7 protein-coding genes are annotated in these 14335 nt (G+C 64.3%); 6 read left to right on the forward strand and 1 reads right to left on the reverse strand.

Annotation, left to right across the window (positions count from 1 at the left end):
• Nucleotides 1-4 precede the first annotated feature (4 nt).
• The gene (locus tag LGQ10_RS22605) at nt 5-514 is read left to right on the forward strand and encodes a single-stranded DNA-binding protein (RefSeq protein WP_011063767.1); all 510 of its coding nucleotides are present in this window, start codon (nt 5-7) and stop codon (nt 512-514) included.
• A gap of 199 nt (nt 515-713) precedes the next feature.
• Here LGQ10_RS22605 and LGQ10_RS22610 read toward each other — a convergent pair whose 3' ends face one another.
• A complete protein-coding gene (locus tag LGQ10_RS22610) occupies nt 714-1364 on the reverse strand; it encodes a TetR family transcriptional regulator (RefSeq protein WP_226523240.1) in 651 nt (216 codons plus the stop codon).
• Nucleotides 1365-1615: 251 nt separating this feature from the next.
• On the opposite strand from LGQ10_RS22610, the gene LGQ10_RS22615 reads away from it, so the two are divergent.
• From LGQ10_RS22615 to LGQ10_RS22635, 5 genes are all read left to right on the forward strand, one after another.
• Nucleotides 1616-8779: an amino acid adenylation domain-containing protein gene (locus tag LGQ10_RS22615; protein ID WP_226523241.1), complete on the forward strand. Its 7164-nt coding sequence runs from the start codon at nt 1616-1618 to the stop codon at nt 8777-8779.
• Entirely contained in the window at nt 8776-9951 is a 1176-nt protein-coding gene (locus LGQ10_RS22620) for an FAD-dependent monooxygenase (RefSeq protein ID WP_226523242.1), read from the forward strand. Before LGQ10_RS22615 ends, LGQ10_RS22620 begins: the two co-directional genes overlap by 4 nt.
• 28 nt (nt 9952-9979) lie before the next feature.
• On the forward strand, nt 9980-10861 hold the full coding sequence (locus LGQ10_RS22625; protein WP_226523243.1) for an SDR family NAD(P)-dependent oxidoreductase: 882 nt from the start codon (nt 9980-9982) through the stop codon (nt 10859-10861).
• On the forward strand, nt 10858-12552 hold the full coding sequence (locus tag LGQ10_RS22630; protein WP_226523244.1) for an aldehyde dehydrogenase family protein: 1695 nt from the start codon (nt 10858-10860) through the stop codon (nt 12550-12552). Before LGQ10_RS22625 ends, LGQ10_RS22630 begins: the two co-directional genes overlap by 4 nt.
• 448 nt (nt 12553-13000) lie before the next feature.
• The gene (locus LGQ10_RS22635; protein WP_058434934.1) at nt 13001-14221 is read left to right on the forward strand and encodes an MFS transporter; all 1221 of its coding nucleotides are present in this window, start codon (nt 13001-13003) and stop codon (nt 14219-14221) included.
• Nucleotides 14222-14335 lie beyond the last annotated feature (114 nt).

A 14335-nucleotide genomic window follows, 5' to 3' on the forward strand; every position in this document is an offset into this window, starting at 1 on the left:
CGTTATGGCCCGTGGGGTTAACAAAGTCATATTGGTCGGCACTTGCGGCCAGGATCCCGAAGTTCGCTACCTGCCTAACGGTAACGCCGTGACCAACCTGAGTCTGGCCACCAGCGAGCAGTGGACCGACAAGCAGACAGGTCAGAAGGTCGAGCGCACCGAATGGCACCGCGTGTCGATGTTCGGCAAGGTCGCCGAGATCGCTGGCGAGTACCTGCGCAAAGGTTCGCAGGTCTACATCGAAGGCAAGCTGCAGACTCGCGAGTGGGAAAAAGACGGCATCAAGCGCTACACCACCGAAATCATCGTCGACATGCAAGGCACCATGCAGCTGCTGGGTGGCCGTCCACAAGGTGACCAGCAAGGTCAGGGCGGCATGTCCAACTCGGCGCCGCGTCCTCAGCAATCCCGTCCTGCTCCGCAGCCGCAGCGTGAGTCGCGCCCAGCGCCTCAACAGGCCGCTCCGCAGCCGGCGCCGGATTTCGACAGTTTCGATGACGATATTCCGTTCTGAAACCCAGCTTTTTCAGAACTGTAAATACTAGAAGCGAAGCCATTGATTTGGCTTCGCTTTTTTATTGCTCCCAGATTTTTGTGGCGTAAAGGCGATACCTGTTAAGTGTTTACCTCTAGAAGGTATAGACATGAGCTGACGAATACCTGCCAAGGCGCGACTGGCAGGGCCAGCGCGACTTCAATCGCAGATCGACCCTCTACTGCTGCAGGCCTGGCGCGTACTCCGTGCAAGCTGGGAAATTCAGGCCTTGTTCGATGACCTGGAAGATTTCGTCGAGGACGTCGGAGTAGGGGAGAGCCGAGTTCTTTTTCCAGAGATCGTGCGCTGCGATGTGCGCGTAATCCAAGGCCCACACCAGCACATTGGGGCGGATGTCCTGGAGGGGATCGGTCCCCATGCGACGGGCGATGAGTTCGACAATGGAGTCGCGACGGTCAATGCAATTCTGCAGGTTCTTGGCCCGGACCAATGGGTGGCTGCGCAGTAGCTCCTGCAAGGTCATGAAACGGTCGGCGTTGAAGCCGTACGAGCCGTTTTCGCACCCCCTGACCACCTCCACCGCGGCATGATGCACCGCACTCAGCGCGGGTTCATCGGCGGGTCTGCGGCTGAGCGCGGCCATGAAATCCTGGTGCTCGGCTTCCTGATAGTCGAGCACCACATCCTCCTTCGATGCGAAATAACGGAAGAAGGTACGGGTGGAAACATCGACCTGTTCGGTGATGTCCTCGACACGGGTCTCATCGAAACCTTTCATAGCGAACAGCTCGTAGGCCGCTGTGATCAGCGCCTCGCGCAGCATGAGTTTCTTGCGCTCACGGCGGCCCACTTCTTCTTTGTCTGTCACGCCAGTGCTCCTCCATTTGGCCCCAGCGATCCTGAAGCAATCCCGCAGTATGGTTTCTACATGACATTTGCGCAATTTTATTAAAGTTCACTGAAGTAAAACTGTCTCTTGACACAAACTGTCAGTGATAGACATTATTCGCGCGGTCTCAGGAAGCAGGGTGCCGTCACCCTGATCAAGCTCCTGAGCAAAGGGAGCTACATGGTGCAGTCCTATGCAGGAATCCACCTTCTAAATGGAGTTAGGTACCCATGAACGTCGCGATCAACGCCGGTAAGCCGGCCCCCCACCAAGCGCAGGCCTTGAGCCCCTTTGCCCTGGATGTCTGGGTGGAGGCCCAGCGCGGGTTGCACACCCACCAGTTCACCGTGGCGCTCAGCCTGCGCCTGCCTTCGTCAGAAGGTCTGGAGGCGCTGCACCAAGCCGCGTGGACCGTGATGCAAGGCGAGTCGGCCTGCACTCGACGGCATATCGAGCAGCAAGGGGTTGTGCAGGCCGTGGTCGGAGGGGCACCGAGTGCGGTGGAGCTCTACACCTTCATCGATCAGTCCGGTGCCGAGGCGTTCTTCGATGAGTGGGCGCGCAAGGTCTGGGATCTGTCTGGTGAGCCATTGGTCAATGTGGCGCTGGGGCAGTGTGCCAGTCATACCTGGTTGATGATTCGTGCCCACCATCTGGTCGCCGACAGTTGGGCGCTGGATGTGTTGGCGCGCAAGATCCTGGATGCCCGTGACGGTGGCAACGCCCGGTTGCGCCAGGCCGCGCAGCATGCCAGCGCGGTTGCCGGCTCAACACTGGCATCGGATCAGGCCATCGATGAAATTGCAGGACGTTATGGCGAGGCCGTGTCGATGCTCTTCGGCAAGTCCGGTGTCGCCTGTTCCAGCGCTCCCGGCTATCGGCGCAGCTTCCGCCTGGCTGCCGGTGATGTGCAGCAGGCGCTTGAGGGCGGTATCACCCCGTTCATGAGCGTGTCAGCGGCGCTGGCCGTGCTGCTGTCATGCCAACATGGCAGCGAACGTTTCTTCATTGGCGTGCCGTTCCTCAACCGCGATACCGATATCCTGGTCGACATCGATCAGCGTGCCAACACCTTGCCCATCGCGGTGTCGGTCAGCGAGCAGCAGACCTTCCGCGAAATTGCCACGGCGATCAAGCACGAGGCGGCATTCCTCAAGGGCCATCAGTCGCTGCCGTTCGGCCGCCTGGTGTCTAAGCTGGCGCGCGCAGGCCATCCGCGCCAACTGTTCGATGCGACTATCTCCTACCTTCGCTACCCGGCTCACGACATCGATGGGTTGGGCGTGGACGACCTGCGTAGCATCGCCCATGTGCATGCGCAGGATGCTGTGGCCATCCACTTGCACAGCTATGGCGATTGCGCCGAAGTACGTGGCGAGATCTGCCTGAACAGCAGCGCGTTCGCCAACGAGCGTTGCGCGGTGGAATTTCTCGATACCTTCGTGCAACTGGTCGAGTGCTTCCAGGACCACCTCGATCAGCCTGTCTCGGCAATGAACCTGCTGACCACCGAGCAAGCCGGCATCCTTGAAGGTTTCGAGGACGGCCCGTGCGTCCCCTACAGCGAGCACGAGACGGTGATGTCGTTGTTCGAGGCATGTGCAGCGCGCAACCCCGAGCAGCGCGCAGTGCTTTGCGACGATGGCAGCGAGCTCAGTTACGCGCAACTCGATGACTGGGCCGCCGCAGTGGCCGTGGCGCTGGAACAGGGCGGAGTGGGCCGGGAGGATATCGTTGCAGTATCGCTGGCGCGTTCGCCACGCATGCTTGCGGCGATTTTCGGCGTGCTCAAGACCGGTGCTGCCTATCTGCCGATCGACAGCGAGTACCCCCAGGACCGTATCCAGTACATGCTTGAGGACAGCCAGGCCAAGCGGGTGATTTCCGACCTGCCTCAAGTCATCGCCCAGGATGATCCGCGCTGGTTCGATATCGATGCGGTGGTAGCCGGGCGTCCCGCGCCTGGACAGGGCTGCAGCAAGGCCCGTGCGCGCGACCCGGCGTACGTCATCTATACCTCCGGCTCCACCGGGCAACCCAAAGGCGTGGTGGTCGAGCATCACAGCGTGGTCAACCGCCTGGAATGGATGCAGGAGGCCCATCCTCTGGGCGAAGCTGACGTGATCCTGCAGAAGACGCCGGTTTCGTTCGACGTCTCGGTCTGGGAGCTATTCTGGTGGAGCATGACCGGTGCCAGCGTGGCACTGCTGGCCCCCGGTGCCCAGCGTGACCCGCGGGCGCTGATCGAAGCCATCCATACCCATGGGGTCACGGTGGCGCACTTCGTGCCATCCATGCTCGAACCCTACATCCAGGCCATGGCCGACGACCGGCGACTGGCGGCTTCGGTGAGCAGCCTGCGCTGCCTGTTCACCAGTGGTGAAGCCTTGAGCCCAGCGGTGGTCAATCGCTATCGCCAGTTGTTCGGCAATGGCCAGCGCGCCCCGCGGCTGATCAACCTCTATGGTCCGACCGAGGCGACCGTCGACGTCACCTACTACGAGCTTGCCCTGGACGGCCCGGCCGATATCGACCTGGTGCCCATCGGCTTCCCGATCAACAACACCTCGATCCGTATCGTCTCGCAGCACGGCGTGCGCCAGCCCATCGGCATCCCCGGTGAACTGCAGATCGGCGGGGTGCAGTTGGCCCGTGGTTACCTCAACCGCGCCGAACTGACGGCCGAACGGTTCATCACCGACACCGGCGACAACCGCCGCTGGTACCGCTCCGGTGACCTGGCATGCTGGGCCGAAGACGGTTCGATCCTCTATCTGGGGCGCATGGATGGCCAGGTGAAGATCCGCGGCAACCGCATCGAACTGGGCGAGATCAAGAGCGCCATGCTGGCCCAGGCGCAGGTACTCAACGCCGAGGTGCTGGTGGAGGAGGATGAGGTCCGCGGCAAGCACCTGGTGGCCGTGTACGTGGCCCGCGAGCCCCTGGATGAACGCAGCCTGCGTCGGCAGTTGGCCACCCGCCTGCCGGCCTTCATGGTGCCCTCGCGTTTCGTCGCCCTGGCGCAGATGCCACTGACGCCCAATGGCAAGTTCGACCGCACTCGTGCCCTGCAGGCGGCCTCGGTCAGCAACGAGGCTGCGGCCCCGGTGCTGCGGGAGGAAGGGCTACAGGCGCTGGTCGCCGACATCTGGCGCAAGGTCCTGGGCCGGCAGGACATCGCCTTGGATGATGACTTCTATTCGTTGGGTGGCGATTCGATCCTGATGCTCAAGGTGCGCTCGGAACTGGAGCATCACGGCTACGAGATCGACCTCTCGGCGCTGGGCGAGCACACCAGTCTGGGCGCGCTCGCCCACTGGCTGGAGCAACTTGGCCAAGGCACCGCGCAGGTCCGCGAAGCCTTGCCGCCCTTCGCCCTGGTCAGCGAAGTGGAACGCAAGCGACTGGGCGAGACCTGCGTGGATGCCTACCCGGTGTCGCAACTGCAGCTGGGGCTGCTGTTCCACAGCCGCGAAACCCAGCAGGCCCGGGCCTACAAGGACGTGTTCCGCTACACCCTGGACTGCAGCTGGGACGAGTCGGCGATGCAGCGTGCGCTGGCAGGTGTGGTCGAGCGTCATCCGGCGCTGCGCACTCGCTTCAACCTCAACGACTACGGCAGGCCCTTGCAGTTGATCGGCAAGCACCTGGACATCGACGAGGTGCTGGCGGTAGCCAGCCCCGAGGCGAGCAGGCGCGAGCGTGAGATCGAGCGGCACATGCAGGCCTGGGCGAGGCACGATTACCGTTTCGCCGAAGGGCCGCTGTTCAATGTCACCGTGTTCCCCGGCGCAGCCGAGGGTGGCCTCGACCTGATCCTGAGCTTCCACCATGCGATCCTCGATGGCGGCAGCGTCGCCAACCTGATGCGCGAGCTGTTGCTGGCCTACGCGAACGGTGGCCATCCCGACCTGCAATACCCGTCGCAGGCCTTGCCGAACCCGTCGCTGTTCATTCAAGACGAGCGTGTGGCGCTGGCCGATGAGGAGCACCGCCGCTATTGGCAGTCCTACCTGGAAGGCGCGAGCAATACCCTGCCGGCCGGCCTGGCAGGTTACCTGGATGCGCCGGCGCAAGGCGTGTTCTGCTACCGCTTCGAAATCGACCGGCAGCTGGATGCGGCCCTTGGTCGGGCGGCCAGGGCGGCCCACCTGCCGATCAAGCTGTACTACCAGGCTGCCCACTGCCTGGCGATCGGCGCCATGAGCGGTGTGCGCGAGGTGACTACCGGGGTGGTCACCCACGCCCGGCCGGAAATCGAACATTCCGAACATATCCTTGGACTGTTCCTCAACACGTTGCCTCTGCGCGTCGAGCTCGACGGCCATTGGCAGGAGCTGGTCGAGCGCCTGAACCGGCTCGACAAGCGCAGCCACAGGCACCGTCGCCTGCCATTGAGTGCCATTCAGGCAGGCAGCCCGGCGCTGACCCTGGCCACCGCGTTCAACTACATTCACTTCCATGTCCTGGATGAGGTAGCGACCAAGGCCGGCATCCGGATTCGCGCGTTCGAGCCGCTGGAGGAGACCAGCTTCGCCATTCTCGCCAACGTGATGCGAGACTTCTCCGGCGAAGGCGTGAGTGTACGGATCGACATGGATGCGTCGCGCTATGCTCACGAGCAGGCACGGGTCTATGCCGGCTTGTTCAACCAGGCGTTGGCCGGTATGGCGCATGCGCCCCAGGCACCAGTAGCCATTGGCCGGTCGATTGCCGAGGCTGGCCAATGGCTGCTGCCTGGCAGGGATGACGGCTTTGTCCCGCTGCCTCGGCAGATCGCCGAAACGGCACGCCGCCTGCCTCAGGCTGTGGCACTGGCCGGCGGGCAGGGACAGTGGGACTACTCCACGCTGTGGCGTGAAGTGGCAACGCTGGCGGCACGTCTGACAGACGCCGGAGCGGTCCAGGGAGACGTGATCGGTGTGGCCTTGCCCAGGTCGTTCGAGCAGATCGCTACGGTGGTCGCCATCTCTGCGTTGGGCGCGGTGTGCCTTCCGATCGATCTGGCCTATCCGGCCAGCCGCATCGAACTGATCCTGAGCATTGCCACGCCGAAGCTGGTGGTCACCCGGGCCGAGATCGACGGCCTGCCGGGCCAGGTGCCGCGGCTGGTACTCGACGATGTCGCTCCTGCCGGCCTGCAACCCTTGACGCAGGTGGCGACGATCGAAGCGGACGACCCGGCGTATATCCTCTTCACCTCCGGCTCCACTGGCACGCCCAAGGGCGTGACCATGCCCCACCGCGGGCTGGCCAACCTGGTGGCCTGGCAGAACCGTGTCGGCAGCGGCGCGGCGACTTCCACCTTGCAGTACGCGCCGTTGAGCTTCGACGTGTCGTTCCAGGAAATCTTCGCCAGCCTGGCGGCTGGCTCGACGCTGCACGTGATCGGCGAGGCCGAGCGTCGCGACCCGTCTGCACTGCTGCGTTACCTGGACGAGCACGCCGTGGAGCGGGTGTTCCTGCCCTATGTGGCGTTGCAGCAACTGGCCGAGACCGCAGCCACCCTGGAACTGTATCCACGTCACCTGCGGGTGGTCGGGTCTTCCGGCGAACAGTTGCGCGTCACCCCGGAAATCCGCGCATTGATGCAGCATCTGCCGGCCAGCCTGCTGGAGAACCAGTATGGACCGACCGAAACCCACGTGGTCACCAGCTACACCATGAGTGGCGACCCGCAGCGCTTCCCGGCGCTGCCACCGATCGGGCGTCCGATCGACGGTGTCGGCGTGCTGATCCTCGATGCCGACGGGCAGCTTGTGCCCGATGGCGCGCCGGGCGAGATCTGCATCTTCGGCCAGGCGCTGGCCAGTGGTTACTACCGTGCCGCCCAGTTGAGCGCCGAGAAGTTCGTTGACCACCCCCATGTGCCAGGCCGGGTCTACTACCGCACCGGTGATATTGGTATCCGTTCGCTGCAGGGCGAAGTGATCAGCCTCGGGCGCAACGACAGCCAGGTGAAGGTACGCGGCTATCGGGTGGAACCTTCGGAAATCGAGCTGAAGATCCTGGGCTTCTTCCAGGCCCTGGGTGAACCGGTGGAAGTGGCGGTGATCGCCCGTCCGCGTGATCAGCTTGATGCCTATCTGGTGGCTTACCTGGTGGGTGCCGCCGGGCACCGCGAACAGCTCGATGCACTGCGTGGGGCATTGGCCGAGCAGTTGCCGGCGTACATGGTGCCGACCCACATCATCAACATCGAACACATGCCCACCACTCCCAGCGGCAAGCGCGACGATGCCGCGTTGCGCGCGCTGGATCTGCCACTGGAAGGGGGGCAGGGCCAACGCGCGCCTCAGGGCGAGTTCGAGGTGCGCCTGTGCCAACTGGCCGCCGAACTGCTGAAGATTCCGCAGCTTGCCCCGGAGCAAAGCATTTTCGAGTGTGGCGCCACCTCGCTGACGGCCATGCGCATCGTGGTACTGGTGGAGAAACTCTACGGTATCAACGTACCGTTATCAGCGTTCGTCAGTGCGCCAACCATGGAGAAACTCGCACAACTGATCGAGCGCGGCGGTGGCCAGTTCAAGTTCGACCCGCTTGTGCCCTTGCGCCGCACGGGGCTGCGCAAGCCGCTGTTCCTGGTGCATCCGATGGGCGGCAACATCCTGTCCTACCTGCGCATGCTGCCGCACCTGCCCGAGGACCAGCCGCTTTACGCGCTGCAGGCCAGCGGCGTGGACCTGGGGTCGCAGCCGATCGCCAGCGTCGAGGCGCAGGCAGCCTTCTATATAGAGGCGATGCGCAAGGTCCAGCCTCAGGGCCCGTACCTGATCGGTGGCTGGTCGTATGGTGGCTTCGTCGCCTTCGAGATCGCCAATCAACTGATCGCCGCCGGCGAGCGGGTGGACAGCGTGCTGGTGCTCGACACCATGGCCCTGAGCGATCAGGCCAAGGGCAGGGCCAGTGACGACGGCCTGCTCAGCTGGTTCTTCTGGGAGCTGCTGTGGACGTCGCGAGGCAGCGAGCTGCCGGTGCAACTGGTGCCCGCGCACATCGAAAGCCTGCAGGAGCGCTTCGACTTCATCACCGACCATGCCATCTCCATTGGTGCCATCCCCGAGGGCAGTACCAAGGCCGTAATGCAGCGTCTGTTCGAGGTCTACCGCAAGAACTGGGACGCAGCCACCGAGTACAACTACCAGGCCAAGCGTCCACCCCTGGACATCACCCTGATCCGTGCGCGGCAGCCGTTGCCACGGATCCTGCGGGAAATGCACGACACCATCCGCAGCGAGTACAACGACCCGCTCAATGGCTGGGAAGGCAAGACGTCGGGGCAGGTGCGCCTGGTAGAGGTCGATGGCGATCACCTGACCATCATGGAGGAGCCCTTCGTGGGCCCTCTCGTAGCGGCAATCATGGATGAAATTCAGCGAGGGAACGCGTCATGAGCAGTAAACCGGTCGCACTGATCATTGGTACCGGCATCGGCGGGCTGTCTGCCGCCATTGCCCTGAAGAAGGCCGGCTGGGGCGTGCGCCTGTACGAAAAATCGCCCTCCCTGCGGGTCTCGGGATCGGGGCTGTCAGTGATGTCCAACGCCAGCGCGGCGATGCAGAAACTACTGGGTGTCGACTTGGGGCTGGAGCGCTATGGCGCTCCGATCCTCGACTTCGAAATCCGCCACCGTTCGGGCCTGCTGCTCAAGCGCCTGCCGTTCCAGGACATCGCCGAGGCGCAGGGTGCGCCCAGCGTGTGTATCTCTCGCGAAAACCTGCAGCGGGCGCTGCTGGACAACCTGGGCGATGAACCCATCGAACTGGGCAAGCGTTTCGCCGGTTTCGAACAGGACGCCACCGGTGTGCAGGCGCGTTTCGAGGATGGCAGCGTAGCCAGCGGCGACATCCTGGTGGGGGCCGATGGCTACCACTCGGCAGTGCGTGAGGCCATGGGCGTGCGCAGCGTAGTGCAGGAGGCGGGTTACATCTGCTGGCTGGCGCTGGTCAAGTACAGCCACCGGCAGATCACCCCCGGGTACGTGGTGCATTACTGGGGCAAGGGCAAGCGGGTCGGCATCATCGACATCGGCGACGGCTGGGTGTACTGGTGGGGCACCGCCAACATGCCCAACCGGCAGGCCCAGCAGTGGCAAGGTACCAGCGCCGACGTGGCCGAGGTCTATGCCGGCTGGCCGGCGATCGTCGGTGACATCATGCGCAGCACCCCCAGCGAGTCGGTCATCAGCGTCGATGCCAAGGACCGCTCGTTCCCGACTACCTGGTCGCAGGGGCGGGTGACCCTGCTGGGCGATGCGGCCCACCCGATGCTCACCAGCCTCGGCCAGGGCGCCGGGTTGTCAATCGAGGATGCCGCGGTGCTGGGCCATGCGCTGGCCGACGGCGCCGATCCGACGGTAGCCCTGCGCCGCTATGAAACGCTGCGTCAACCCCGCGCCCGGGCCATCGTCGATGCCTCGCGGGCGCTGAGCGAAGTGGAGCAGTACGACCGCTTTATCCCGCGTTTGAAACGCGACATGGGAATGCTCCTGGCACCGGCAAGGAGCATGCGTGAACGCCTGCAGGCATCGTTGCTGTTCGATGACCACGCGGTGCTGCGCCAGTAAGCCACCCCTTACCAGACAAGGAACTGTCATGCACAAGAAATCCGTACTCGTCACCGGCGCTTCTTCCGGCCTCGGCCTCGCCGCGGCCCTGCTGCTCGCGCAGCAGGGGTTCCAGGTATTCGCCGCCGCACGCAATGTCCAGGGGCTGTTCGACGAGGCCCCGGATATCGAGCCGATCCGCCTGGATGTGAGCTGCAGCGATTCGGTCGCGGCTGCCTTCGCCCGCATCGCCGAACTCAGCGATGGCCGGCCGCTATGGGGATTGGTGAACAATGCCGGGATCTGTGTGCCCAGCCCGCTGGAGCTGTTGTGCCCGGACGAGCTGCGCCGCCAGCTGGAGACCAATGTGATCGGCCAGCTACTGGTGACCCAGGCGGCGCTGCCGCAACTGCGTCGTTGTGGTGGACGGGTGGTCAACGTCACCTCCGGCCTGGGCAGTATTGCCGTGCCGTACCTGGGGGCCTATTCCATTGCCCAGTTCGCCAAGATGGCCTTCACCGACGCACTGCGCCGCGAGCTGGAGCACTCTGGAGTGAGTGTCAGCGTGGTGCAGCCCGGTGCTATCCACACGCCGATCTGGGGCAAGTTCGCCACTACCGGCCAGCAGGTACTCGACCAGGCCGACGGCGAGTGCCGCGCCATCTACGGGCCGTCGTTCAGTGCGTTCCTCGAGGCCAGTGAGGCGCTGGCAGGCCAGGCGACCACGAGCGAGCAGGATTTTGCTCGCGCCATCCTCGAGGTCCTGAGCAGCGCGGTACCCGACACGCATTACTGCGTCGGGGCGGATGCCGCGGAGTTCGTCCGCATGGCGCGTACGCAAGGGCCGCGCGAACTGGATGCCCTGTTCAGCGCGCAGATGCCGGCTCGCGAAGCCTTCGCCGGAGCTGTGGAAACAGGCGGCGCGGCATGAATGCACGCAAGCTCAAGGCCTGGCGGGCACAGCATGCGCCCATGCTCGAGGCCGCCAGCGAAGCGGTGCGCACACGTCGGCCCTACAGCCCATTCTCCGATGAGCTGGCTGACTATGATCGCGCGCAGGTCGAGCAGGGCGAGAGCCGCTTCAGGCGCTTGCTCGATGCGCCGCTTCACACCACGCCGCAGGTGTCGACCGAGCCTGATCAGCGCTGGGCAGGGAGCGAGCGCTCACCCTACGGCTTCGACCTGGGTATCCGCTACCGGGTCGAAGATTTCTCGCAGCTGGCGAGCAGGGCCGAGGTCGCCAAGCGTAAGTGGCAGCAGCTCAACATCGAACTGCGCTGCGCCTTGTTGTGCGAGGTCATCGCCCGGCTCCAGGACGATACCTTCCTGTTTGCCCAGGTCGGTATGCACACCAGTGGGCATGGCCTGTTCATGGGGTTTCATGCCAATGCCGTGCATGCCCAGGCGCGTGCGCTGGAGTCGGTGGCCCATGTGCTGGCGGTGGCCCGCGAGATGAGCTGCCAGTTCGAAGCGCCAATGATGGAAAGGCAGGGTAGCTGCCAGCGCCTGTCGCGGCAGTTCGCGACCATGCCGGTGGGCCTGTCGCTGGTCTACGCCGGGCAGGTGGTGCCGACCTGGGGCGCTTATCCGGGGCTGTTCGCTTCGCTCGCTGCCGGGTGCCCGGTGGTCGTCATTGGCCATGACCAGGCCGTGCTGCCGATGGCCTTGACGGTCAAGGTACTGAAGGCAGCGTGCGCTCAGGTCGGGGTGCCCCATGACATCGTCAACCTGTTCCACAGCAATGACCCGGCCGCCTACCGGCAGGCGGCCCTGCACCCCGACGTGCGCCTGATCGACTATATGGGCGGCGCCGAATTCGGCAGTTGGCTGCGCCAGCATGCCTGGCAGGCCCGGGTGATGACCCAGCAGAGCGCCCAGACCCCGGTCTTCCTGCACTCGACCAGCGACTACGACGGCATGCTCGAGAACCTGGCCTTCGGCTTGTGCTCCTTCTCTGCGCAGTTATGTACTTCACCGCAGACGTTGTACGTGCTGCCTGAAGGCATTCGCGTGGTGGACGGCGTGGTGTCGGTGGCGCAGTTCGAACGTGATCTGGTCGAGCGAGTCGAGCAGGTGCTGGCACGTTTCCCTTGTGCCCGCGAGCTGTTGGGAGCGCTGGTGGCGCCGCAGAGCCTGGCCGAGATCCGTGCCTGCGAAAGTGCACGCTTTGCCCGTGTGCTGCGCCATGCTGAAACTGTCCACGACCCCGACTACCCACATGCCTGCATCGTCACGCCTTCACTGATTGCCGTGCGCGAGGGCTTTGCCAGCAGCGTCGAACACTATGGCCGGGAGATCCGCGGGCCGGTTTCGTTCCTGGTCCAGCCGCCTGACCTGCGTGCGCTGCTCGCCGAGTTGCGCACCATCGGCCAGCACCATGGCGCATTGGGCCTTGGCCTGTACACCGTCGATGCCGGGGTGGAGCACGCAATGCGCCAGGTCTCGCAGGAGATGGGCGCGCTGTTGTCGATCAACTTCTGCAAGAACTTCTACATCAGCCAGTGTGCGGTGTTCACCGACATCCATGGTGGCGGTACGGGAGCGGCGGCGAACGTCACCTATGGTGCGCCAGACTATTACCACGCGCGCTTGCGCATGACCGAGCAGAGGAAGCTGTTGTGAGGCCTGCGCCTGCCAGGGAGGCTCCCAGCAAGGCGCTTTTGCGCTGTGTCAGGTGGAGCTGGACATGGCCGAGGCGCAATGGCTGAGCGGTGACCGGCAAGGGCGTTTCGACCTGACCCTGTGCTCGCAGCGGCGGGGCGAGCGGTTGGCCAATGGTCATGTTTCCAAGACCGCCGAAGGACGCAGGACGACAGCTTGTTCGTTCATTTGGCCGTCGAGCTCCCGCTGCCAACGCGGGCGCGGCAGGAGCCCCCAGACTGAGTAGCAGGCACCGGCAACCAGGCGGTTGTCGGTGTAGGGGAGGCATGCTAGTTTATACATACATTCTGTATGTATGATGGTGGCAGGGGGTATCAGGGCCTGCCTCAGGGAAGTTCGAATCATCCGTGGCGCCACGGGACCTCGTGTCATCGGCGACGCCTGATTTTCATTCAAGGGATCTGCAATCATGAGTGCATCTGCAAACGCTGACAGTGCATCGAACGTCCGCCACCCCTGGCTGGCGGTCGCTGCCGTAGGGCTTGCCACGTTCTCCGTGGTCACCACCGAAATGCTACCGGTCGGCCTGCTCACCACCATCGCCGACACGCTGGGTACCTCCACCGGTAACGCCGGTCTGATGATCTCGTTGCCAGCCTTGCTGGCGGCGTTCTTCGCCCCTCTGGTGGTGATCGCCGCAGGCAATCTGGATCGACGCCGGATTCTCTGCGGCTTGCTCGGCCTGCTGGTGATCGCCAACATTGCCTCGGCCCTGGCCACGAGCATGGCCTGGATGCTGGCTGCACGGGTGCTGGTCGGTTTCTGCATGGGTGGGATCTGGGCCATTGCCGGCGGCCTTGCCGCGCGGCTGGTCCCGGGGCAATCGATTGGCCTGGCCACCTCGATCATTTTCGGCGGGGTGGCGGCCGCCTCCGTCCTGGGCGTACCGCTGGGGGCGCTGATCGGTGACTTCGCCGGCTGGCGCTGGGCGTTCGGCAGTATGGCGATACTCAGTGCGCTGGTGCTGCTGATTAACTTGGCGGTGATCCCGTCACTGCCGGTGCATGGCTCGGTGACGTTGCGCCAGTTCGCCGTGCAGTTGACCAACCGCAAACTGCAGGCCGGCCTGGTGCTGACCCTGCTGCTGGTGGCCGGACACTTCATGGCCTTCACTTTCGTGCGTCCCTTGCTGTTGTCGGTGTCCGGGTTCGATCCGCAGTGGATCGGCGCCTTGCTGTTCGCCTACGGCACCGCGGGCATCATCGGCAACTTCCTGGCAGGCATCATCGCCGCGCGGCGCACCACGCTGACCTTGATGGCCATCGCCGTCGGGCTCCTGCTGACTCCGTTGCTGTTCCTGAGCCTCGGCGCCAATCAAGTGGGTGGCGGCCTGGTCCTGCTGGCCTGGGGGCTCGCCTACGGCGGCGTGTCGGTGGGCCTGATGACCTGGATGATGAAGGCGGCGCCCGCTGCCGTCGAAATTGCCACCGCACTGTACGTCGGCGTGTTCAACGTCGGCATTTCGCTGGGCTCCTGGGCTGGCGGGCAGGCAGTGGATGGGCTGGGGTTGACCGCCAACCTGTGGCTGGCAGCCGGCCTGGCCGCGTTGGCACTGTTGCTGACGCTCACCCTGGGCATGGGTGGGAGCAAGCCCGAGGTGATGGCCGCCCAGGCCAACGCCGCGAAATGACGCAAGGCCCGGGCGATGTCACGCCCGGGCTCTCAATACCTTGACCGATCACGTGCCGCCGTCAGGCGAGGGGCGTGATCGTGCCTGAGCGGTTTTCACAGGATTGGGGAGATG

The sequence above is a fragment of the Pseudomonas sp. L5B5 genome (assembly GCF_020520285.1).
In the GTDB taxonomy this organism is placed as follows: Bacteria; Pseudomonadota; Gammaproteobacteria; order Pseudomonadales; family Pseudomonadaceae; genus Aquipseudomonas.